Here is a 24,398-nt window from a genome sequence, read left to right as displayed (position 1 = left end):
TTTGTGTTATTGGTTATACATTAAAACGAAAATGCATCACGTCACCGTCTTGTACGATGTATTCTTTGCCTTCTACGCTCAATTTTCCGGCTTCTTTTACTGCTGCTTCCGAGCCGTATTTAATAAAATCTTCGTATTTGATGACCTCTGCGCGGATGAAACCTTTCTCAAAATCGGTATGGATAACACCTGCGCATTGTGGCGCTTTGCTACCTTTCAGATAAGTCCATGCACGTACTTCCTGTACACCCGCAGTGAGGTATGTTTCCAGATTTAGGAGTTTATACGCTGATTTAATAAGTCGAGATACCCCCGATTCGGTCAATCCAATCTCTTCGAGGAACATTTGACGGTCTTCGTAGGTTTCCAGCTCGGCTATATCCGATTCTGTTTTGGCGGCTACGATGAGGATTTCGGCATGTTCGTCTTTAGTTGCTTCGCGCACCATATCCACATATTTATTGCCGTTTATAGCGCTTGCTTCGTCTACGTTGCATACATAAAGTACGGGTTTGCTGGTTAGCAGAAATACTTCGCGGGCAATCTTTTGATCGTCTTTACTGTCAAACTGCACCGTACGTGCCGACTTACCCTGATCCAGCGCCTCTTTGAATCGCATCAGCACTTCGTAAGTTTGTTTGGCCACTTTGTCGCCACCTGTTTGTGCCTGCTTTTGCACTTTCTGTATACGATTTTCGATGGTTTCGAGGTCTTTCAGTTGCAGCTCATAGTCAATAATTTCTTTATCGCGCACGGGGTTTACACTTCCATCCACATGGGTTACATTTTCGTCGTCGAAACAACGTAGTACGTGTAGAATGGCATCCGTTTCGCGAATGTTGGCAAGAAATTTATTCCCCAACCCTTCGCCTTTGCTTGCGCCTTTTACCAAACCTGCAATATCTACAATTTCGACAGTAGTCGGCACAATTCTTTGCGGATGAATCAGTTCGGCGAGTTTATTTAATCGTTCGTCAGGCACGGTAATTACCCCAACATTTGGTTCTATTGTACAAAAAGGGAAGTTTGCCGCCTGTGCTTTCGCATTAGAAAGGCAATTAAAAAGTGTTGATTTTCCTACGTTTGGAAGACCAACAATACCACATTGTAAAGCCATTATTTATCTGTTTATCTTAAGATTATGGCGCAAAGATAGTTATTCTTTTTATTCTATTAAAGGGATAACTATTTCTTTACTTGGCGAAGAACGTTACGAAATGTGTATTTTGTGAAGGAAATACCATCAGAAAACAACCAGAATACAGCCCAAAAACTATCAAATACCACCCAAAAACTATCCATTGTTAGTTTACCCCCTCTTTTCTGTTAGATTTACTCCCCGCCGGGTTGACGGTTGGCCATACCTTTGTCTCAGTGATTTGAAACAAATAAAAAATAATAATACAAACAATTTAAAAATTAGAATTATGAGAAGCTGTGTTAATTTTCAAGAGAACTTAGTTGGAGCACAAGATGAACTTTTACGTTTTGCATTAAAACTCACATCAAACCGCGACGATGCTAATGACCTATTACAAGAAACAACTTTGAAAGCATTGGATAATGAAGATAAGTTTATGCCCGAGACAAACTTTAAGGGTTGGATGTATACTATTATGCGCAATATCTTTATAAATAACTATCGTAAGATTGTACGCGAACAAACTTACGTAGACCAAACAGATAACTTGTATTACTTAAACCTGCCTCAGGGTTCTGGTTTTGATAGTACAGAAAGCTCATACGACTTAAAAGAGATGAGAAAAATAGTAAATGCATTGCCAAAAGAATACCGTATACCGTTTTCTATGCACGTTGCAGGTTTTAAATATAGAGAGATTGCCGAAAAATTGAATTTGCCGCTGGGTACTGTAAAAAGTCGCATCTTCTTTACACGCCAAAAACTGCAAGAAGACCTGAAAGACTTTAGATAACGTATGCCTTAATTTTTTTAACCTAAAACTGTAGCTATTGCTTAAAACAGTGATATAATGAAAAGGGACTGTCCAAAAATTGGATAGTCCCTTTGTTGTTTTAATGTGCTTCAAGCCAGTTTTTCCCCCAGTCAGAGTCTGCTTTTAATGGTACATGCATACGGTAGGCTTTCTCCATTTCGTCAATAACAATATACTCTACCTGTTCTTTTTCCTGTGGCAGTACACTGAAGTTCAATTCGTCGTGTACTTGTAGTATCATTTGGGATTGTATGTTTTCACAACGAAATCTTCTGTCAATGTTTATCATGGCGACTTTAATAATGTCTGCCGCACTTCCTTGTATAGGTGCGTTTATGGCATTTCGTTCGGCGTAACCTCTTACCACCGCATTGCGCGAATTGATATCGGGCAAGTAGCGTTTGCGGTTGAGAATAGTCTCCACATATCCTTTTTCGCGCGCTTCTTCAATGCTTTTATCCATGTATTCTTTAATCTGTGGGTAGGTTTCAAAATATCCGTCAATAAGCTCTTTGGCTTCTTTGCGATCTACATTCATGCGTTCGGCAAGCCCAAAGACAGAGATACCATAAATAATACCGAAGTTAGCGGTTTTTGCCTTGCGACGCATATCTTTAGTTACCTCGCCAATCTCTATTTTGTAGATTTTCGCAGCGGTTGCAGCATGAATATCGTATCCGCTAAGGAAAGCATCAATCATGTTTTTATCTTGGCTAAGATGTGCCATAATGCGGAGCTCTATTTGCGAGTAATCTGCTGAAAAAAACAGACAACCTTCTTCCGGTATAAATGCTCTTCGTATCTCCTTTCCTTCTTCGTCCCGGACGGGTATGTTTTGTAAATTAGGATTACTAGAACTTAGTCGTCCGGTTGCCGTAACAGTTTGGTTGAAAGATGTGTGAATCTTTCCTGTTTTCGGGTTGATAAGTTGCGGAAGTGCATCTATATAAGTACTTAGCAATTTCTTAATACCCCGATGCTCCAGAATCTTTCCAATAACAGGATGTTTGCCACGCAAGCTTTCCAATACTTCTTCGGAAGTGGTGTATTGTCCTGTCTTGGTTTTCTTGGCTTTTTCTACTACTTTTAACCGGTCAAAGAGTACTTCGCCTACTTGTTTGGGCGAGGCTATATTGAATTCTTCACCTGCCAATTCGTATATTTCTTGTTCCAACTGCTGCAGCGTTTTGCTGAATACTTCGGACGATTGTTTCAACGCTTCGGTATCTATGCGTACACCATTACTCTCAATCGTTGCAAGAACAGGTACAAGGGGCATCTCTATCTCGTAGAAAAGTTTCTCGGCATTGTGTTTTACAAGCTCTTGCTCAAGGATGTTTTTGAGTTTAAGAGTTATGTCTGCATCTTCGCAAGCATAATGGTAAACCTCCTCGGGCGAGAGGTCGCGCATGTTTCTTTGTCCTTTTCCTTTAGGACCAATTAACTCATCAATGTGAATGGTTCGATACTTAAGGTATACTTCGGCAAGATAATCCATTCCGTGTCGGAGTTCGGGTTGAATGACATAATGAGCAACCATGGTATCGAACATTTTTCCTTTTACACGGATTCCATAATTATGCAGTACGAGTAAATCGTATTTAATGTTTTGCCCAATCTTTGAAATTTCTTCATTTTCGAAGAGAGGCTTAAATTCATTAACAATTTTTTGCGCTTCGGATTGCTCTGCGGGTATCGGTACATAAAATGCTTGGTTTTCTACAAAACTGAAGCTCATTCCTACCAATTCGCAGTTCATGGCATCCATCCCGGTCGTTTCGGTGTCAAAAGCGAAACTTTTTGTTGTAAGCAATAATTGAAATAAATTGCTCCTTTTTTCTTGATTGTCAATAAGTTGGTAGTCGGAAATGGACAAATCTAACCGCGCAAGGCTGCCGAAATTTTCATCTCCTTCTCCCTCGGGCGGAAAAAATCCAAAGAGATCGCCTTGAAAAGCATCGGTTTTTGCTTCTTTAGGCGGAGTTGCTGGTGCACTCTCTTTTTTGAATATGCGATCTGCCAATGTTCGGAATTCTAATTCTTCAAAAATCTTCCGGAGCTTTTCTTCGTCGTAAGGTTCGCGAACGAGTTCGTCCATTTTTAGTTCAATGGGAACATCCGTTTTTATAGTAGCAAGGAATTTGGAGAATGTAATCATTTCCTTGTTAGTTTCTATTTTTGTTTTAAGTGCTCCTTTGAGTTGATCGGTATTTTCGAGTAGCTGCTCAATACTACCAAATTCGGCAATGAGTTTTTGTGCTGTCTTTTCGCCAACACCCGGACATCCCGGTATGTTGTCCGAAGAGTCGCCCATGAGTCCGAGCAGGTCAATTACTTGTTTGGGATTTTGGAGATCGTACTTAGCAGTAACTTGTTCGGGACCCATTTTTTCGAACTCCTTGTCGCCATACTTGGGGCGGTAGATAAAAACATTTTCGCTTACCAATTGCCCATAGTCTTTGTCGGGGGTCATCATGTAGGTCGTAATCCCTTTCTTGCCCGCTTGTGTGGCAAGAGTGCCTATTACGTCGTCGGCTTCGTAGCCCTGAACTTCGAGAATAGGTATATTGTATGCACGAATTATCTCCTTGATTATGGGTATAGAGAGCTTAATGTCTTCGGGTGTTGCTTGACGTTGGGCTTTGTAAGCTTCGTATATTTCGTGACGAAAGGTAGGTCCTGATGGGTCAAAAGCCACACCGATATGTGTTGGATTTTCCTTTTTTAGCACATCCTCGAGCGTGTTGACAAAACCGAGTATAGCCGATGTGTTAAAGCCTTTTGAGGTGATTCGTGGGTTCTTAATGAAGGCATAGTAAGCTCTGTAAATAAGTGCGTATGCGTCCAGTAAGAACAGTTTTTCTGTATTGTCCATAATGTACCCTAATTTTTACTTGTAAAAGTACGAAAAAATACCGTATTAATCGTTTTATTATTACTTTTGTAGCCGTTATGGCTGACTACTTGGAAATAATAAAGCGCCCGATCCACTCGGAACTTGAACAGTTTGCAGATGTTATGGTTGCCTCGTTACAGAGCTCTAATTCTTTGTTGAACGAGGTAATTACTTACGTAAGGCAGAGAGAGGGAAAGTCAATGCGCCCTATTCTGGTACTGCTGTTTGCTAAGCTCTATGGCACAATTAATGAGAAAACCCTACATGCTGCTGCTTCCTTAGAACTTCTTCATACCGCCAGCTTGATTCACGATGATGTGGTGGACGAAAGCGATCAACGTCGTGGGCAGCCCTCAGTCAATGCGCGATATGATAATAAAGTCGCGATTTTATCGGGTGATTTCATGCTGGCAAACTCACTGATGGAAGCCGACAAAGCCGACAACAGAAAGATTATCGACATCATTTCCGTACTTGGGAAAAACCTTGCCGAAGGCGAATTGTTGCAGCTATCAAATATCAGCGCAGAGGCCATTTCTGAAGATGTTTATTTTGAAGTTATCCGCAAAAAGACGGCAGCCTTGTTTATGGCGTGTACACAAATAGGTGCTTACTCTGTAAATGCAACCTCCAAACAGTGTGAATTGGCAAGACTTTTTGGCGAATACCTTGGTATTTGCTTTCAAATAAAAGATGATGTTTTCGATTATTTCCCAGCCAAAGAGATTGGTAAACCTACCGGCAATGATCTGTTGGAAGGTAAAATAACACTTCCTGCTATACATGTTTTGAATACGATTGATAATGAATGGAGTAGGGAAGTGGCTCAACACGTAAAAGAAGGTACTGCAACAGCCGATGAAATCGCACAATTAGTGGAGTTTGTGAAGGAAAACGGTGGCATTGAATATGCTATGAAACGAATGCACGAATACCATCAAAAGGCAGTACAACTATTGGATACGCTGCCCCAGTCTGACGTGAAAGAGTCATTGCAACATTACGCCGATTACGTCATCAGCCGAACAAAATAATCCCCTTTTTCTTTAAGAGTTTCTTTGTGACTGTGAGCCTATGGCTCATGCTCTTTCAGCCATAGTCTCATCACCCTTCGTCCATAGTCTCACGACCCGTCTGCCTATGGCTGATGACCTGTGAGCCATAGGCTCACAGGACAACAGCTATTTTCTTAGAAGAAATTGGTCTCTTTTCCTACTATTTCGGACAATAATAGATTGGCAACCCTGCTTGTTCCCAGTCGGAAAAGTTTATTGTTTAACCATTCTTCTCCCAATACCTCTTTTACGATACTGTAATAAACAAGCGTGTCTTCTACTGTACTCATGCCTCCTGCCGGCTTAAAACCAATTTTAGTACCGGTTAGCTCGTAGTATTCTTTAATGGCTTCGCACATCACATAAGCGGCTTCGGGGGTAGCGGCAGGCTGTGTTTTACCTGTTGATGTTTTAATGAAATCCGCACCCGAATACATAGATAAAATAGACGCTTTTTTGATGTTAGAAGCGCTTTGAAGTGCTCCTGTTTCCAAAATAACCTTCAGGTGATGTTCCTTACATACATCTTTCAGCTCTTGAATCTCTTCGCACATATCCTGGTAATTGCCACCTAGGAAATTTCCTACATTGATTACAATGTCTATTTCATTGGCTCCTTCAAGGATTGCCATAGCTGTTTCGGCTACTTTCACCTCGGTAAAGGTTTGCGACGAAGGAAATCCGCCCGATACACAGGCTATGTTTACGCTTTCTACCTCCAATGTGCTCCGTACTGTTTCGGCGAAGTTAGGGTACACACAAATGGCTGCTACGTTGAGCAAATCAGGGTATGCTTCCTCAAATTCGTTTACTTTCTTAGTGAATGCAATGATATGAGCATCGTTGTCTGTTGTGTTCAACGAGGTTAAATCTATACAATTGAAAAGTAATTTCTTTACCTCAAGGGTATTGTTTTCTTTTACATTGGCTATGATATTGGCTACTTTTTGAACCACCACAGCATCGTCAAGGTTGGTATTGTACTTACTCAACGCCTCTTCATACTTAGTAATTTCCATGATTTTAGAGTTTTGAATTCTTAATATGTCTTTGACTATCTCGCTTTGTTTTCTTTTCTATATTGCGCTTAAAAGCTTCGGTTAAATCCACATTTGTTTGATTTGCCAGGCAGATAAGTACCCACAATACATCGGCCATTTCGTCAGCAAGGTTATCTTTTTCGCCTTCTTTGAAGGATTGATCTCCATACTTTCGTGCCATAATACGTGCTAGTTCGCCTACTTCTTCTGTGAGAACCGTCATGTTGGTTAGCTCGCTAAAATAGCGTACTCCGTACGTCTTTATCCACGTATCTACTTGTTTTTGAGCCTCTTGTAATGTCATTATTCCTTGTTTTTAGAGTCTATACAGATAGTAACAGGTCCGTCGTTTGCCAATTCTACCAACATCTCGGCTCCAAACTCGCCTGTGCCGATTGGTTTGCCAAGCTCTTTACTTAGTTTATTGCACATCTGTTCGTAAAGAGGAATGGCTATTTCGGGACGTGCTGCCTTGATATAAGATGGACGATTTCCTTTTTTGGTAGAGGCGTGTAGTGTAAACTGACTGATGAGTAGTATCTCTCCGTCACAATCCAAGATAGATTTATTCATCACGCCTGCTTCATCGTCAAAGATGCGCAGGTTGATAATCTTTTTGCTTAACCACTCTATATCTTCTTGATTATCAGACTCTTCAATTCCTAACAGTATCATCATCCCTTGTTGGATAGACGATTTGTATTTGTTTTCTATGGAGACAGATGCATGTTGCACCCGTTGGATAACTACTCTCATACCCTTACTTTTAGAACCGATAAAGTTAGTAATTATTGAGCTATTCGTTCCAAGTTTTTTGGATAATTTTGGCTTTTGCGCTCCCAACTACGGCTGTAAGTTCTTCTATCGAGGCTTCTTTGATGCGCTTCAGGCTCTTAAATTCCTTCAGGAGTGCTGTTTTGCTCTTCTCGCCAATTCCTTTTATCTCGTCTAGTGCAGAGGCTATTTGGCGTTTGCTGCGCTTTTGTTTGTGGAATGTAATAGCAAACCGGTGTACCTCGTTTTGTATCTGCTCCATCAGCCGGAAGAGTGGTGTGCCTTGTTTTAGGCCGATAGTTTGTACCGGAAAACCGTATAACAGCTCGGAAGTTCGGTGCTTTCTGTCCTTTGCCAGGCCGGCTATTGGGATATTCAGTTTAAGTTCCTCGAGTACTTGCCTCACGGACTCCATTTGTCCTTTTCCGCCATCGGTAATTATGAGGTCGGGTAGGGGAGTTTCTTCTTGGATAGCTCGTTCGTAGCGGCGATAAACAACCTCTCGCATAGATGCGTAATCATCTGCTCCTTCTACGGTTTTGATGTTGTATTTACGGTAATCTTTCTTAGAAGGTTTTGCCTTAATAAAGACAACGCAAGCCGCTACTGCATCGGTTCCCTGAATGTTGGAGTTGTCAAAACACTCTATTTGCATCGGGAGCTTCTCCAAATGTAGCTCTTGCTGAATTTCTTTTAGTAAACGAATACTGCGTTGCTCCGGATTGAGCTTTTCGGTTTGTTTTAGGCGGTCTATCTTATATTGCTTTACATTGAGTAAAGATAGGTCTAATAGCTTCTTTTTGTCTCCTTTTTGAGGGATGGTTACTTTGATATCGTTGAGTGGTATATCGAGTGGGAATGGTAATATAATCTCTTTAGAACGGCTCCTATAGCGTTCGCGCATCTCAACGATACCAAGTGCCAACAGCTCTTCCTTGCTTTCGTTTAATCGTTTCTTGTACTCAAATGTAAATGCCTGATTAATAGCACCATTGGTTATATGCAGATAGTTAATAAATGCTGATTTTTCATCATCTTCTTCAATGGAGAAAACATCTATGTTATGCAGTGTGTTACTTACCACTTCCGAACGTGTTCTAAAGCTTTCTACCAGCATGTATTTTTCTTTTAGCTTTTGTGCCTCTTCAAACTTCATTTCGGCAGCAAGTTTGTTCATTTGAGCAAGCAATTCGCGCGAAATGTCTTTGGTATTTCCTTTTAGTATTTCGTGTACTTCTTGAATATTTCTTGCGTATTCTTCTTGCGTTTGTGCTCCTATGCAGGGTCCTGCGCAGTTCTTAATGTGATATTCTAAGCAAACATTGAATTTCCCTGCACTAATATTTTCGGGCGAAAGATTTAAGTTGCATGTACGGAGTGGGTAGAGGTGCTTAATTAAATCCAGTACAGCCAGCATGCTCGGTACGTGGCTGTATGGGCCATAGTAAGAAGATCCGTTCTTGATTATCTTTCTTGTCTTGAATACTCGCGGGAAGTATTCGTTTTGTACACAGATGGAGGGGTATGTTTTATCATCTTTGAGTAATACATTATAGCGTGGACGATATTTCTTTATTAGATTATTCTCCAATAGGAGCGCATCTTCTTCGGTGTTAACAACAATATACTTAATGTCTGCAATCTTGCTGACCAGGACACGTGTTTTTCCATCTGTATGTTCTTTGCTGAAGTAGGAATAAACCCTACGCTTCAGGTTTTTGGCTTTACCTACATATATAATTGTCCCCTCGGCATTCAGGTATTGATAAATGCCGGGTGTTTCAGGAAGGTTTTGAACGATTCCTTTCAGGTAATCACTGGAGTGAAATCCCTGCTTCTCCATAGGTAAAGCTTGTATGACTAAATAACCAGAATCGATTCTACATCCACGTCTTTGTCGAAGAGTTCTTTTCCTTTAAGATCGCTTAGTTCAATGATGAAGTTTACGTAAACTTTTTTAGGGTTTAGTTTCTCTACCAGTTTGCAAGCAGCTACCATTGTACCGCCAGTTGCTAGTAGGTCGTCGTGTAGCAGCACCACATCTTCTTCGGTTAATGCATCTTTGTGCATTTGTACGGAGTCGGTCCCGTATTCTTTACTGTAGCTTTCTTCTATTGTGTCGGCAGGAAGTTTCCCTGGTTTGCGAATAGGCACAAATCCGGCATTTAGTCTTGTAGCTAATATGGGTCCCATGATAAAACCCCTTGATTCGATGCCAACAACCTTGGTTATGCCTTTATCTTTGTACATTTCGTACATCATGTCGGATAGTAACTGTAGGCACTCCGGGTTCTTAAATAGCGTAGTTACATCTTTGAATTGAACACCTGGTATAGGGAAGTCGGGGATGTTTCTTAGGTTTGCAAGAAGCAATTCTTTCTTTTCTTTCATCTGTTCTGTTGTATTTTTAAGTTTATTGTTTCACGTGAAACATAGCTTTATTTGCTGGCAAGAACTAGCAACACGTTGATGTCGCTTGGCGAAACTCCGGGGATTCTACTTGCCTGAGCAATGGTCTCTGGATTAATTTTGGCTAGCTTTTGTCGCGCTTCGGTTGAGAGCGACTGTAGATTAGCGTAGTCAAATTTACCTTTAATTTTTATGTTCTCCAAACGCGAAAGTTTATTAGCAATCATTCGTTCGCGATCAATGTATCCTTTGTATTTTATCTGAATCTCGGCAGCTTCTATCACTTCTTCTTTGCGATCCTTGATTTTGTCGAGCACTCTTTTGAAGGCAGGGATATGCTCGGCGATATTCGTCAAAGTGATTTGCGGACGATTAATCAATGTAATGAGTTTACAACCTTGTTGAAGAGGAGTCGTGCCCAATAATTCTAACGTATCATTAATAAGTGCAGGCTTAATTGAGTAAGACTCGGCAAATTCAATAACACTATTAATAGCTTCTTGTTTCGCCGCTAATAAATCCGAGCGTTCTTTTGTAGCTAAACCGATAGCGGTAGCCTTGGGGGTTAGTCGCACATCGGCATCATCTTGGCGAAGAAGAATGCGATACTCTGCGCGTGAAGTAAACATGCGGTAAGGTTCATCTACACCTTTAGTTACTAAATCATCGATGAGTACGCCAATATATGCTTCGTCTCTTCCTAAAGTAAAGGCGTTTCCGCCATGGCAGTTTATATGTGCATTGATGCCGGCGATAATTCCTTGCCCCGCGGCTTCTTCGTAACCTGTGGTTCCGTTTACTTGCCCTGCAAAGAAAAGATTTCTAATAACCTTGGATTCGAGCGTGTGCGTTAGTTGTGTAGGGTCAAAGAAATCATATTCAATAGCATATCCCGGGCGGTAAAGTACTAAATCTTTGAATGCAGGTATTTTCTTTAGCGCACCCAATTGAATATCGAGTGGGAGTGAAGACGAAAAACCATTTAAGTAGTACTCTTGTGTAGATTCACCTTCCGGTTCGAGAAACAACTGGTGTTGTTCTTTCTCGGGGAAGGTCACTATCTTTGTTTCAATACTTGGGCAATAACGTGGCCCGATACTTTGTATTTGTCCGTTGAAAAGGGGAGAATCGGGTAGGCCTACGCGTAGAACTTCGTGTACCTCTTCATTGGTGAAACAAGTCCAGCAGTTGAGTTGTTTCAGTTGGCGCTCACCTATATTCATAAATGAAAACTTATGAAAATCGCTTTCACCATCTTGCTTTTCCATCAAGTCATAACGCACGCTTCGTCCATCGATTCGAACAGGTGTTCCAGTTTTCATACGATCGTACTGAATACCGTGTTGAGCGATGGATTCGGTAAGTTTGTAGGATGCGGGTTCGGCAATCCGTCCGCCGGCGACTTTGGTTCTGCCCACATGCATAAGCCCATTAAGAAATGTTCCTGCAGTAAGGATGATTGTTTTTGCATGGAATGTTACATCCCATTCGGTTTTGAGCCCTATAACTTCTTTGTCTTTTACGATAAGTTCAGTGACAGTATCTTGCCAAATGTGTAGGTTTGGAATATTTTCTAATACTTCACGCCATGCCCAGATAAATTTCCCACGGTCGCATTGTGCACGAGGACTCCACATGGCAGGTCCTTTGGAACGATTAAGCATTCGGAATTGAATCGCTGTTTTATCAGTAATCAACCCTGTATAACCACCAAGCGCATCTATTTCGCGTACTATTTGTCCTTTGGCAATCCCACCAATAGCAGGGTTGCAACTCATTTGGGCTATTTTGTTCATATCCATTGTTATCAGACATGTTTTTGAGCCCAAGTTTGCAGCTGCCGCTGCTGCTTCACAGCCGGCATGACCTGCTCCTATAACTATTACGTCGTATTTGAAATCCATTGATCCTTAACTCTTTTCGGCAAAGTTACGTCATTATTTTCTTTTTGTCGCAAACAGAACCGAAAAAGGAATACTTAGATCGGGAGAGCATTCTTGTGTCTGTTTTGTGGCAATAGATTTTTTGGGTACTATTTTTGATTGTTTAATATTAACAAATAACTCCTTAAATTTACCTGTTTCTTTGTTGAAGCATTCTTTGTAAATCGTGTGTGTTGGCTTGTTTGAGCTTGATTTTGGCGTTTATTTACTTGCCAAAAAGATTCAAAAGTTGTGTTTTTAATCGGTAAATTATCCTTTCAATGCATCAGAAAACCTTTCTAAATACCTCAGAATGCTTTGTATTGTGCAATAGAAAGAGTACATTTGCGCAAAGCGATTTGTGCGTAGTAAAATATGAAGCCCTTTTATTTAATTATATTATATCTACTGATTGTCTCTTGCGGAGAAACGCCTAACCGTTCTCCAAATCAAGTATTCTCTTCTATTGACTCTCTATTGGCAGAGAATCCGGATAGCGCATTATCTGTTTTGTATGCAATGAAACCGGATTTTGCAATGATGTATCCGTATGAAAAGGCTGAATATGCACTATTATTAACCAAAGCAATTGATAAAAATTATCTTCCACACACAAGCGATTCTCTTGCTCGAATTGCTGTTGAATACTATGAGAATCAGGGTAGCTTAAAGCAGAAGAGCCAGGCATTTTATTATTTGGGACGCGTATATCAAGATACTGGTGATAGTGCAGCTGCTGTAGATGCTTTTTTGAAAGCACTTGATGTAGTTGGGGAGAAGGAGTATCAAGAACTTCATACCTTATTATATAGCAATCTTGCTACTTGTTATGTGGAGCAAGGACTATACGATAAAGCCATGGATCTTTTCAAGAAATCATATCTTGCTAGCGAAAAGCTGAACGATAAAAAGAGTTTATTCTTTCCGCTACGAGGTATAGGCAACGTTTTTCTTTCTATGGGCGACAATGAAAATGCTCTCTACTATTACGAACAGGCTTATATGGTTGCAGAAGAGGAGAGCGATTCGCTGATGGCTGCGGTGGCTTTATGTGATATTGCTCATTTTTATAATGATCACGAATCGTATGAAAAAGCTGTTGAATACATTACACGTGCTATCTCGTTTGCTCCTAAAGATGCTGAACTGGCAGAGTATTACTTCCTTAAAGGAAATGCTTTGTTGAGCCTTCACCAATCTGATTCTGCAGGTTATTATCTGCATAAGAGTTTGGAAGGTGATAATTTATATGCTAACGCTGCGTCTTTTTATACATTATATCAACTGGAGAAAGAAAATGGCAATTACAAAGAGTCTTTGGCATATGTAGACGAATATGTACTTTATTACGATTCTATACAGCGCTTGAATCAACGCGATGAAATTACCCGTTTAATGAACGATTATGCGTTGGAATCGCATAAAAAAGAAGTGACAGCGCGCCAATACCAGTTCATGCTTTACTGGCTTATTGCATTTTTACTCTTTGTTTCTATCAGTATTTATCTCTTCTTTTTATTTGATAGGAGAAAAAAGCAAACGCTTATCGGCTTGCAACAAGATTTAATGCAAAATAGATCTAAGTTGATGCAGTTGCAGAATATTCTTACTAAATCTACTTCAGAATTTGAACAAGAACGGCAAGGTTACGAACAAATTCGCCAATTCCTTCAAGATAAACAGAAAGATCTTTGTTTACGGCTGTTTCAATCAATGCCTTGCTATAAGCCTATTCAAGATTTTGTTGCTGCTCGTAAGCAGAAAAAAGTACCCAAAGAACTTTCTGAAAAAGACCGCAAAGCAATTTTCGAATCCATGGATGAAATATACATAGATTTCATCCAACGCCAACAAAGTGCGTTCCCTCATCTTTCGCAAGGCGACCTCTGTTGTTGCACGCTGGCGTATATGGGATTTTCCAATTCGCTGATAGGTTACGTTATGGGTGTAGACCCCAATGTTGTAACGCAACGACGCTACCGTATCAAAGGAAAGATTGACGAAAATGCATTTAATGAGATATTTGGTTCTTCTGCTTCCATAAAGTAAGTACTTGTTATGTTTTTGTTAAAAAAAAAATGTAATTGATTGAATATCAGTTGCAAAAAACTTTGTGGTGTTATTTTTTTCCCACCTATTACCTCCTATCTTTGCAATACCACTAATTACTTATTATTATGAAAACAAAAGTATTATTTTTATTTATTGCTTTATTTGCAATGAACGCGAGTGCAACATCTTTGAGAGAAATTATTTTATTGGCAAAGCCAACCATACGCCCACGGGCTGTGGAAATGCCACAAGAAGCAACCGTTGATAAAGCGGTGAGCAGTGTGGATTACGTTACAATTCAAATATAATAAGTTAGTGGTTTTATTTTGGAATGGAATTGGGTTTCGTTTGACATGTTTGTGTAAGCAACAACGAATAATTGAAAATAGGTTTAAAACTTCATAACCTGAGCCTTAATACTGTGATGCTATCGTTTCTTGAATGTCGATAACTAAGCACATCATATAGAAATCCAATTCATTCCGAAATAAGTTTTTCACAACTTGTTATAAAGAAAATATTATATTTGCTGACTATTCCAGCAGATTCATGTAAGTTTGTTAAGTGCTAGATACAAACTCGGGCGAAAAACCAATGGTTTCTCGCCCGAGTTTTTTTATGTGCAGAGGATTGTTAAAAACGTTAACATACAGATGCTAGGTTGTGCCAACGCGTTGGCACTGTCGTGCCAGTGTTGATGCACAGTAGTGCCAGTGCGTTGGCACAACTTTGCCAATGCACTGGCAAAAAGTGTGTTGGTTGGGGATGTCCTGAATGCTTATGTTCTTGGGGTAAATGCCATAAACAGAAAAACGGACTCTTAAGTAATTACGTTTGGAATGGCTTAAAATATCATGCTAAGTGCCTTGTTTTCAGCATATTCCATGATTTCGCGCTCGCCAGGTGCCTTGTCGTTTATACCGCATAGGTGTAATATGCCATGAATAATTACACGATAAAGTTCTTCTTGAAACGGTGTCTTAAACTGTTCGGCATTGCTGGCAATAGTGTCGAGGCTAATGAATAAATCGCCGGAGATTCTGTTTTTTTCCGTATAATCGAAGGTTATGATATCCGTATAGTAGTCGTGTTGCAGGTATTCTTTGTTTACCTCAAGTATTTTGGCATCATTGCAAAAGATATAAGCAATATCACCAACTTTTTTTCCATAACTATTTGCTACAGTTTTTATCCATTCCACCGTCTCTTTTTGCAAAATATCGGGTAGATTTACGTCTATTGTTTGGAAAGTAATCATTGCGTTGTATTAGTAGAAAAATAAATAACTGAAAAAGATAGCGGCAATAATCCCCGAGAAGTCGGCAATTAGTCCTAAGGTAACCGCATTGCGTGTTTTACTGATTCCGACACTGCCAAAATAAACTGCCAGAATATAAAATGTAGTGTCCGAAGCCCCGCGAATAACACAACTTGTGCGCCCAACAAATGAGTCGGCACCGTGCTGAGTCATTGTGTCAATCATCAATCCGTTTGCTCCGCTACCGCTTAAAGACTTCATTAAACCAGTAGGGAGTGCACCAACAAAGCTGGTGTCGAACCCTAAAAAGCCTACGATAGCACCGATTCCATCGACTAAAAGGTCGAGTGCACCCGAGGTGCGAAACACTGCAATGCCTACCAGGAATGCTACTAAGTAAGGAATAATCCGCACAGCGGTAGTGAAACCATCTTTAGCACCTTCTACAAAAGAGTCGAATACATTTATCTTTTTTCGAACTCCGCTGATGACAAAGCAGAGAATAACCGTAAACAGGATCACATTGGCAACAAGTGTAGAGACAATATTCACAGACTCTTGCGGCATTGTAGTGAAGAAATAAATGATTAATCCAAAGAAAATGCTTACACCAACTAAGAAAAGAAGTGTTCCTCTATTGAATAGATTTATCTTTTGCGAAATGCTAACTGCCATAATTCCTACAAATGTAGAGGTAAAAGTAGTAAGCAATATTGGGATAAAGATATCGGTGGGTTGTGCGGCACCCAGTTGCGCACGATATACCATAATGGTAATGGGTATCAGCATCAAACCGGAGGTGTTCATAACCAAAAACATAATCATGGAGTTGGTTGCGGTGTCTTTTTTGAGATTTAGTTCCTGCAGTTCGTTCATGGCTTTGAGCCCCAATGGGGTAGCTGCATTGTCGAGCCCCAACATATTGGCAGAAATATTCATAAACATAGAACCCATTACAGGATGTCCCTTAGGTATTTCGGGGAAAAGTTTGCTTAACACGGGGTTCAACCACCGCGAAAGAGTTGCGATTAAACCGCTATTTTCGCCAATTTTCATAATACCGAGCCACAATGCAAGTACTCCGGTTAGCCCTAAGGAGATTTCGAAGGCAGTTTTAGATGAACTGAAGGTGGAGTTTACTATGTTGGTGAAAATCTCGGTGTCGCCCATAAAGATGAGACGAACAATAGCTACGATGAACGCAATGACAAAGAAGGCAACCCAAATATAATTTAATACCATAATAGAGGATTTAACTAGAAAGACAAAAATAGGCAAATGATATTAAATCCAATGGTTTCCAAACAGAAAAGTGTATAAAAAGGAAATGTTTTATACCTTTGCTACTCAACTTACTCAAAAGGAATGGAAGAGGATTTTGACATACGGAACCATAAACTGACCAGCAACGAGCGTGAGTACGAGAATGCTCTCCGCCCATTAAGCTTTAATGACTTTAGTGGGCAAGAGAAAGTGGTAGATAATTTGCGCGTATTTGTAAAAGCCGCACGGCTACGTGGCGAAGCACTTGACCATGTATTATTGCATGGGCCTCCCGGTTTAGGAAAGACGACACTTTCTAATATTATTGCCAACGAATTGAGCGTTGGTTTTAAGATTACATCGGGCCCTGTACTGGATAAACCCGGTGATCTTGCCGGGCTGCTTACCAGCCTCGAAACAAACGATGTACTGTTTATCGACGAAATACACCGCCTTTCTCCTGTAGTGGAAGAGTATTTATACTCGGCTATGGAGGACTATCGAATTGATATTATGATAGATAAAGGACCCTCAGCGCGAAGTATTCAGATTGATTTGAATCCTTTCACGTTGGTTGGTGCTACTACACGTAGTGGTTTGTTAACCGCACCCTTGCGGGCGAGGTTTGGCATAAACTTGCACTTGGAGTATTATGATGACGATGTGTTGAGTACTATTATTAAGCGTTCGGCAAATATTCTGGATATTTCGTGTTCGACTGAGGCTGCCAATGAAATAGCCTCGCGAAGTCGTGGTACCCCACGTATTGCCAATGCATTGTTGCGTCGGGTACGCGATTTTGCACAAGTAAAAGGAACGGGGCGTATTGATATGGAAATTGCTGAATATGCGTTGGAGGCATTGAATATAGATAAGTACGGACTCGATGAAATCGACAATAAAATACTTTGTGTTATTATTGATAAGTTCAAAGGAGGTCCTGTAGGGCTTACTACCATTGCCACTGCACTGGGCGAAGACGCCGGAACCATCGAAGAAGTGTATGAACCCTTTCTTATTAAAGAAGGCTTTATGAAGCGTACTCCTCGTGGGCGCGAAGTTACCGAACTGGCATATAAACATTTAGGACGTAGCCTGCATACAGGGAACACCCGTAGTTTATTTGACCAATAGTCAATAGAAAGCATGGCGAACCTGAAATCATTAGCAAAAGATACTGCGATTTATGGATTGAGTAGCATTGTGGGGAAGTTTCTCAACTACCTCCTTGTGCCACTTTATACAACTGCTTTTGCCGCAGATTCGGGCGAATACGGTATTGTTTCGCAGATTTATGCTTTTGTGGCACTGTTGCAGGTACTGCTTATTTGTGGCATGGAGACGGGCTTTTTCCGTTTTGCAAATAAGGAAGGCGAAAACAGCCAGCTGGTTTATTCCAGTATCTTAATCTCGGTTGGTGCTATCTCTTTAGCCTTTTTGCTTTTTACGCTGAGCTTTCTTACCCCCATTGCTTCTTCATTGGGATATGCAGAACATCCTGAATTCATCGGTATAATGGCGATTGTAGTGGCGCTTGATGTGTTCCAAAGCATCCCGTTTGTTTACTTACGATTTAAGCAACGACCTGTTAAGTTTGTTTTCATTAAGCTCTTTAATATCCTTTTTGGTATTGGGCTGAACCTGTTTTTTTTAATTGCTTGTCCGTGGCTAAATACTTATTATCCTGAAACAATTGCTTGGTTTTATGATCCTGGCTATGGGGTAGGATATGTTTTTATTGCTAATCTAATCACTTCATCTGTTCAGATGTTCTTTTTCATTCCCGAACTACGTGGGTTTGTTTATAAGTTCGATGCGGCATTGATGAAGCGTATATTTACTTATTCGTTCCCATTGTTAGTGCTTGGTGTAGTTGGCATATTGAACCACACATTCGATAAAATGGTGCTTCCATCGCTATTTCCTAACATGGAAGAAGGGCGTGTGCAACTTGGTATTTACAGTGCGGCAACGAAAATTGCGATGGTTATGGGTATGTTCACACAAGCCTTTCGGTATGCATACGAACCGTTTGTTTTTGGCAAAAGCAGGGATAGCGACCAACGCATGGTTTATGCCAACGCTATGAAGTTCTTTGTTATTTTTGCGCTGCTCGCTTTTTTGGCGGTTATGTTTTACTTAGATATTTTACGCTATGTAATTGCAATCGATTATTGGGAAGGACTTAGGGTGGTGCCTATTGTGATGGCTGGCGAAATCTTTATGGGGATTTATTTTAATCTCTCTTTTTGGTATAAGCTGATAGATGAAACACGTTGGGGTGCCTATTTTTCATTAATAGGTTGTGCAATCATTGTTTCGCTGAATGTTTTGTTTGTACCAACGTATGGTTACATGGCTTCTGCTTGGGCAGGTGTAGTTGGCTACGGTGTTATTACAATAATCTCATACATAGTGGGGCAAAAGAAATATCCTATACGCTATGAACTGAAAGAGATCGGTGCATACATGTTGCTTGCTGCTTTGTTGTATACCATTTCATCGCTTGTTTGCATAGATAACATTGTTTTAAGGTTGCTTTTCCGTACTCTGTTATTGGCGTTATTTATCTTTTACATTATAAAGAAAGATTTGCCGTTAAGCCAAATTCCATTTCTTGGTCGACTAATTCGTAAATAATTAACTTCACTTATACTATCTTATCATGAAAAAGCAAACAATATTTTTCCTTTTGCTGCTATTGATAACTACCTCCATCCATGCCGACGAAGGTATGTGGATGCTTACCAATCTCAATAAGCAAACGCGTAAAGCGATGAAAGAACTTGGTCTGCAAATGAATATTGATAAACTCTATAATCCTCAAAAGCCTTCATTGAGCGATGCCGTAGTTAATTTTGGTGGTTTCTGCTCGGGTGTTGTTGTCTCTTCGGATGGATTGGTGTTTACCAATCATCATTGCGGTTTCAACGCTATTCAGCAGCATAGCTCGGTAGAACGTGATATCTTGAAGGATGGATATGTTGCTGAAAACTATACTCAGGAGCTGCCTTGCGAGGAACTATATGTACGCTTCCTTTTACGCACAGAAGATGTAACGCAACGGATTTTACGCGAGGTTTCGCTCTTGGAGAGTGAAGAAATGCGTCAAACGTTGACAGACTCGCTTATATACGTTATTCAAAATGAGGTTTATGAACAAGATTCTACCGTTGTTGCTATTGTAGATGCTTTTTATGGAGGCAACGAGTTTTGGCTTTCGGTTTATCAAGATTATGATGATGTGCGATTGGTTTTTGCACCACCAACTTCTATCGGGAAGTTTGGATGGGATACTGATAACTGGATGTGGCCACGTCATACGGGCGACTTTAGTGTTTTTCGCATCTATGCCGACAAGAACAATAACCCCGCTAGGTATAGTGCAGATAATGTGCCCTATCATCCTCCTTATGTAGCACCCGTCTCTTTAGATGGATATGCTGAAGGCTCTTTTTGTATGACGCTAGGCTATCCGGGTAGTACGGAGCGTTATCTATCTTCTTTTGGTATTGAGGAAATGATGCTTTCGCAAAACCAGGCTATGATTGATGTGCGCGGCGTGAAGCAAGAAATATGGAAACGCTGGATGAATAAAGACAATGAAATTGCCATAAAATATGCCGCTAAGTATGATGAAAGCTCTAACTATTGGAAGAATAGTATTGGTACCAACAACGCCATTCGTGAATTAGGAATACTCGAAAAGAAACGTGGCATGGAGGCTACGTTACAACGGTGGATTCGGCAAACTCCTACAGAACGCGAACAGCTTCTTCACCTACTAACCGATTTGGATTTGGCTTACAAGAAGCGCCGTTCTGCTGCTCGTGCCATTTCTTATTTGAGTGAGGCATTTATGAATGGTCCTGAACTAACTCAATTGGCGGCTATCATTCTTAACTTCGATTACGAAGCGGAAGAAACAGCTCTCGTATCTAACTTTAAGAAGATATTAAAGCAGTACGAGAATATGGATGCGAATATTGACAAAGAAGTTTTTGCTGCTATGTTAAAGACTTATCGCGAACATGTGGAACCGGAGTTTTTGCCCGATTTTTACAATACAATTGCTACCGTTTATAATGGTAATGACCAAGCCTTTGTCGATTCGCTGTATGCCAGCTCCAAGTTGACTACACCGCTGGGGCTACAACTGATAGTAAATGACAGTACTTTCAACTTAATCGAGGACTTTGCGGTTTCTGTAGCACTTGATGTGTTGATGAAAGGGTATGAAATAAATAACTCCTCTATGGAAGCTACAGAGCAAATAGTACGGGGTGAGCGACTTTTCAACGCGGCTGTGCGTAGAATGTATGCCCATCGTAATTTCTATCCGGATGCCAACTTCACTATGCGACTGAGTTTTGGTACAATACGTGGATACAACCCTTATGATGGAGCAACTTACAATTACTACACCACCACAAAAGGCATCTTTGAAAAGGTAAAGCAGCACCAAGGGGACACAGATTTTTATGTACAACCCGACATACTAAAAGCCTTTTCTGATGGTGAGTTCGGTAAATATGCTAACGATGAAAAAGGAATGAATGTTTGTTTCATCTCCGATAATGACATTACCGGAGGTAATTCGGGTAGTGCTATGTTCAACGCAAAGGGCGAATTAATGGGGCTGGCTTTTGATGGTAATTGGGAAGCTATGAGTGGAGATATCCTTTACGACCCTAATTTGCAGCGTTGCATTGGTGTGGATGTACGCTATATGCTCTATCTAATCGAAAATTTTGGTGGCAGGCACTTGATAGAGGAACTTACTATTCGCTAATGTTACTTGCCTGAAGAATCAGTAAACTTTCTGGTCCCATGTTGAACAGCAAATCAACAATACTCAAGTTAGGGAGGAATCCGTTCTTTGCTTCAAACACCTGATAATAGGATTGTGGGATGAAGCCTGGATCTGTCAATAAATAATCTTTTTTAGGATGGATTACCTCTCTTAAGTCTACTTCATTTGGGTTGAACACCTCTTTGTATTCCAATGTTTTTTGCAAGTGAACATCCATGTCAAGTAAGCCGAGGATTAAACGAAGTAATGACTCGTTAAAATCTGCTAAGAAAGCGTACTTTTTTTCGTAAAAAGGTTGAAAATCATCTTTATAGTACTCAAAGAAAGGCGTATTGTTATAAGCAGACTCCAACGCGTTCCAATGCAGGTGTCTCCAGTTCCCATGGTCGGAAATTTGGATCTCTTTCATCTTACATTTAGTAGCCGGACGCACGATGGGAATGGATAGCGGGAGTACTCCTTCTGGTCCTGCAATATTGCACCTGTTGCGGTATGTTTGCTTCATGTAGTGGTCGTTTACTTCAATGAAAGCATTGTCGGCAGTTAGCAGCTTAGCATAATATTGTACCGGAGCAAGATAGGCAGAAGACAAATAGATACTATTCATACAGATTACTTTATAGCTTTAAACAAACGATCCCATCTATATCCATCAAAGAAATCGGTATCAGGTTCTTTCGAGAACCAAACAAATAATGCTTTCCCAATGATGTGGGTGTGAGGAACAAAGCCGAATGAGCGCGAATCGAGGAAATTGCTTGCATTGTCTGATGCCATCCAATAATAGTCGTTGCAAAAGGTGTAATTGCTCACCGCTCTATTCTCAATATAGAGCGAATCATTTCGTACCTCTGCCGCCTTGTATTCATGTAGCAAGATGGTGTTGGCATAAATGGTTGCGTTCCAAGGATGTATATCGATGGTTTTTCCTTTTGCCGGGATAACTAATAGAAATTCTTCTTCCTGTTCGTGCTCGAGAGCTGGGCGTAACCATGTGATGGGCGCTGCTTGTTCCAATAAATAGAGTTCGTATCGGCTGAAGGAACGTAGCAACACACTGTCGTTACTTGCTTTTATCGGGTTTACCAAATCTAAGGTGATAAGAAGCGAATCGAGTTCGCGGGCTTTCGATATAGGGTAAGCAAATAGCTCTTTGCGATCGGGGCCTGCTTTTTCCCATGATGAAACACGAAACATGGAATCTATCCGGAGTGTATCACCCGGTCTGCCAAGGCAGCGATTAATAAAAATGCTTCGTTTCTCTATGATGGGTTGTGTCTTGTCTGCAGGGTTGTTGAATACAACTACATCTCTTAATGCTATTTCTTGACTCTTTACCCGCTGATAACTTGAAGAAAGTAGGTGTGGTAATCTCAATCCGTAACTCCATCTATGTACCAATACACGGTCACCACAGAAAAGTGTGTTCTCCATGCCCGAAGATGGTATATAATAAGGAGTGCATAGAAAGTTACGGAGCAACAATACAATGATTGCCGCTCCGATAAACAATATTATCCACCTATTTCTTTGTATCATATAAGTTAATGAACCATCTTAAAGAAGCGGTTCCATCGGATTTTCCCGTCGAACCAACCACGATCTTTATCTAATGATAGCCACACCAGGATAGGTTTGCCCACCACATGATCTTCGGGAACAAAGCCCCAACTGCGCGAGTCGGCAGAGTTGTGACGGTTATCGCCCATCATCCAATAATAATCCATTTGGAAGGTGTACGTTGTTGTTTTCTCACCATTAATATAGAAATCGTAGCCTTTTCTCTCCAGTTTGTTACCCTCATAAGCACGGATACAACGTTCGTATATTGGGAAATTCTCTTCAGTTAGTGTAATAGTCGTGCCTTTCGATGGAATCCAGATTGGGCCATAGTTATCTATTGTCCAATCAGTGTAAAGGTTCAAAGGATACACGTTCCCACCAATCTGACTTGGGGTAATGGCGGTTACTAAATCTTTTCGAGCCAAAAGCTTAGCATGTGCTTCTTTGGTAAGAGGTAGGTGTGCCACGTTTGCCCCCCGGTTGTATCCGGATAAATCTTCGAGGCTTAAACCGAGTTCACGGAAAAATTCGGTAGGAATTTCCTTGCCGGTAAGGAATACGGTGTAGATATACTCTACTCCTTCGGGATCTTCTTGCGCTACCCCGTTGAGATAAATCACACGGTCGATGATTTGCAATGAGTCTCCCGGCAATGCGATACAACGTTTCACATAGTTCTCGCGACGGTCTACCGGGCGGAATACTGTTTCACCATAGATGCGCGGGCTCTTACGGATGGCATTGCTACCTGCTTTGTAATATAAATCGTATACTGCATCTTGCTGTTCGCGATTAAGCACGCTTAAATCTACTGCCTTGTACATCTCTTTACCTTGCATATATGCCAGCGAATAGAAATCTATTTGCTGGTAATTAAGTGCCACGGTATCTCCTGCAGGAAAGTTGAATACCACAATGTCATTGTGTTTAACTTTGCCGAAACCTTTTACTCTTTTATAGTCCCACTGAGGAAATTCAAGATACGATTTGGTATTGAACACAGGCAACGTATGCTGTGTTAGTGGCATAGAAAGTGGCGTGTTCGGGATGCGTGGCCCATAGCTAACTTTACTTACATAAAGGAAATCGCCCACCAACAATGACTTCTCTAACGAAGAAGAAGGTATCTGATAATTCTGAAATAAGAAGTTGTGCACAAAGTACACGGCAATCAACGAGAACACAATGGCATCTACCCAGCCCATAATGCTACGCATGGTCGATGACTTGGATGCTTTCCACCATGTCCAGGGAATCTTCTTGCTAATGTACACATCAAAGATAAACGGAACTACAATTAATCCCAGCCAGCTTTTCAGCCATAACAAAAACAGCAGGTAGAGGCATAATACGACAGTGAATTTCATCCACTGAGCTTTCGTTGCTTTTCTCATTTTA

20 protein-coding genes are annotated in these 24,398 nt (G+C 40.7%); 7 read left to right on the top strand and 13 right to left on the bottom strand.

Annotated features, from left to right (window positions below; all coding sequences use genetic code 11):
• Positions 1-13: 13 nt before the first annotated feature.
• Positions 14-1,117 (bottom strand): redox-regulated ATPase YchF, encoded by a 1,104-nt coding sequence (gene ychF / locus D0T50_RS04320; protein WP_163222276.1) that lies wholly within the window; start codon positions 1,115-1,117, stop codon positions 14-16.
• A 310-nt stretch (positions 1,118-1,427) separates the two neighbouring features.
• Here ychF and D0T50_RS04315 point away from each other — a divergent pair, with 310 nt between their 5' ends.
• Positions 1,428-1,934, top strand: coding sequence for an RNA polymerase sigma factor (locus D0T50_RS04315; protein ID WP_163222275.1), 507 nt, complete (start codon positions 1,428-1,430; stop codon positions 1,932-1,934).
• A gap of 100 nt (positions 1,935-2,034) precedes the next feature.
• On the opposite strand, the gene polA is transcribed toward D0T50_RS04315, so the two are convergent.
• Positions 2,035-4,830 (bottom strand): DNA polymerase I, encoded by a 2,796-nt coding sequence (polA, locus tag D0T50_RS04310; RefSeq protein WP_163222274.1) that lies wholly within the window; start codon positions 4,828-4,830, stop codon positions 2,035-2,037.
• Between the two features lie 77 nt (positions 4,831-4,907).
• Between polA and D0T50_RS04305 the strand changes: the two genes are divergently transcribed.
• Positions 4,908-5,885 carry a polyprenyl synthetase family protein gene (locus D0T50_RS04305; RefSeq protein ID WP_163222273.1) on the top strand — a complete coding sequence of 326 codons (978 nt, stop codon included), beginning with the start codon at positions 4,908-4,910 and terminating at the stop codon, positions 5,883-5,885.
• Positions 5,886-6,040: 155 nt separating this feature from the next.
• On the opposite strand, the gene deoC is transcribed toward D0T50_RS04305, so the two are convergent.
• From deoC to mnmG, 6 genes are read right to left on the bottom strand one after another with little or no spacing between them, the layout of a single operon-like run.
• Complete coding sequence (gene deoC / locus D0T50_RS04300) at positions 6,041-6,925, bottom strand: deoxyribose-phosphate aldolase (RefSeq protein WP_163222272.1); 885 nt, start codon at positions 6,923-6,925, stop codon at positions 6,041-6,043.
• Positions 6,926-6,929: 4 nt separating this feature from the next.
• Positions 6,930-7,250: a nucleotide pyrophosphohydrolase gene (locus D0T50_RS04295; protein ID WP_163222271.1), complete on the bottom strand. Its 321-nt coding sequence runs from the start codon at positions 7,248-7,250 to the stop codon at positions 6,930-6,932.
• On the bottom strand, positions 7,250-7,702 hold the full coding sequence (dtd, locus tag D0T50_RS04290; protein ID WP_163222270.1) for a D-aminoacyl-tRNA deacylase: 453 nt from the start codon (positions 7,700-7,702) through the stop codon (positions 7,250-7,252). Before dtd ends, D0T50_RS04295 begins: the two co-directional genes overlap by 1 nt.
• Positions 7,703-7,742: 40 nt before the next feature.
• The gene (gene uvrC / locus D0T50_RS04285) at positions 7,743-9,563 is read right to left on the bottom strand and encodes an excinuclease ABC subunit UvrC (protein WP_163222269.1); all 1,821 of its coding nucleotides are present in this window, start codon (positions 9,561-9,563) and stop codon (positions 7,743-7,745) included.
• A gap of 17 nt (positions 9,564-9,580) precedes the next feature.
• On the bottom strand, positions 9,581-10,111 hold the full coding sequence (locus D0T50_RS04280) for an adenine phosphoribosyltransferase (RefSeq protein WP_163222268.1): 531 nt from the start codon (positions 10,109-10,111) through the stop codon (positions 9,581-9,583).
• Positions 10,112-10,158: 47 nt separating this feature from the next.
• The gene (mnmG, locus tag D0T50_RS04275) at positions 10,159-12,033 is read right to left on the bottom strand and encodes a tRNA uridine-5-carboxymethylaminomethyl(34) synthesis enzyme MnmG (RefSeq protein WP_163222267.1); all 1,875 of its coding nucleotides are present in this window, start codon (positions 12,031-12,033) and stop codon (positions 10,159-10,161) included.
• A 393-nt stretch (positions 12,034-12,426) separates the two neighbouring features.
• Between mnmG and D0T50_RS04270 the strand changes: the two genes are divergently transcribed.
• Positions 12,427-14,100: a lipopolysaccharide assembly protein LapB gene (locus D0T50_RS04270; protein ID WP_163222266.1), complete on the top strand. Its 1,674-nt coding sequence runs from the start codon at positions 12,427-12,429 to the stop codon at positions 14,098-14,100.
• A 128-nt stretch (positions 14,101-14,228) separates the two neighbouring features.
• On the top strand, positions 14,229-14,411 hold the full coding sequence (locus tag D0T50_RS04265; protein WP_163222265.1) for a hypothetical protein: 183 nt from the start codon (positions 14,229-14,231) through the stop codon (positions 14,409-14,411).
• 536 nt (positions 14,412-14,947) lie between these two features.
• On the opposite strand, the gene ybeY is transcribed toward D0T50_RS04265, so the two are convergent.
• Positions 14,948-15,361, bottom strand: a complete 414-nt coding sequence (ybeY, locus tag D0T50_RS04260; protein WP_163222264.1) for an rRNA maturation RNase YbeY — start codon at positions 15,359-15,361, stop codon at positions 14,948-14,950.
• A 9-nt stretch (positions 15,362-15,370) separates the two neighbouring features.
• Positions 15,371-16,603: a nucleoside recognition domain-containing protein gene (locus tag D0T50_RS04255; RefSeq protein WP_163222263.1), complete on the bottom strand. Its 1,233-nt coding sequence runs from the start codon at positions 16,601-16,603 to the stop codon at positions 15,371-15,373.
• Between the two features lie 123 nt (positions 16,604-16,726).
• Here D0T50_RS04255 and ruvB point away from each other — a divergent pair, with 123 nt between their 5' ends.
• The 3 genes from ruvB to D0T50_RS04240 are packed head-to-tail and all read left to right on the top strand — an operon-like array spanning position 16,727 to position 21,416.
• A complete protein-coding gene (ruvB, locus tag D0T50_RS04250; protein ID WP_163222262.1) occupies positions 16,727-17,758 on the top strand; it encodes a Holliday junction branch migration DNA helicase RuvB in 1,032 nt (343 codons plus the stop codon).
• Positions 17,759-17,770: 12 nt separating this feature from the next.
• Positions 17,771-19,264 (top strand): lipopolysaccharide biosynthesis protein, encoded by a 1,494-nt coding sequence (locus D0T50_RS04245; RefSeq protein WP_163222261.1) that lies wholly within the window; start codon positions 17,771-17,773, stop codon positions 19,262-19,264.
• A 25-nt stretch (positions 19,265-19,289) separates the two neighbouring features.
• Complete coding sequence (locus D0T50_RS04240; RefSeq protein WP_163222260.1) at positions 19,290-21,416, top strand: S46 family peptidase; 2,127 nt, start codon at positions 19,290-19,292, stop codon at positions 21,414-21,416.
• Here D0T50_RS04240 and D0T50_RS04235 read toward each other — a convergent pair.
• The 3 genes from D0T50_RS04235 to D0T50_RS04225 are packed head-to-tail and all read right to left on the bottom strand — an operon-like array spanning position 21,406 to position 24,394.
• Entirely contained in the window at positions 21,406-22,044 is a 639-nt protein-coding gene (locus D0T50_RS04235; protein WP_163222259.1) for a WbqC family protein, read from the bottom strand. The two genes, D0T50_RS04240 and D0T50_RS04235, sit on opposite strands and share 11 nt — an antisense overlap.
• A gap of 5 nt (positions 22,045-22,049) precedes the next feature.
• Complete coding sequence (lepB, locus tag D0T50_RS04230) at positions 22,050-22,976, bottom strand: signal peptidase I (protein ID WP_203558180.1); 927 nt, start codon at positions 22,974-22,976, stop codon at positions 22,050-22,052.
• A 5-nt stretch (positions 22,977-22,981) separates the two neighbouring features.
• Entirely contained in the window at positions 22,982-24,394 is a 1,413-nt protein-coding gene (locus tag D0T50_RS04225) for a S26 family signal peptidase (RefSeq protein ID WP_163222258.1), read from the bottom strand.
• Positions 24,395-24,398: the final 4 nt, after the last annotated feature.

The sequence above is a fragment of the Bacteroides sp. 214 genome (assembly GCF_010501015.1).
Lineage (GTDB): Bacteria > Bacteroidota > Bacteroidia > Bacteroidales > Bacteroidaceae > Bacteroides.
The sequence above is the reverse complement of the archived record's forward strand: the minus strand, read 5'-3'. Positions and strand labels throughout refer to the sequence as shown.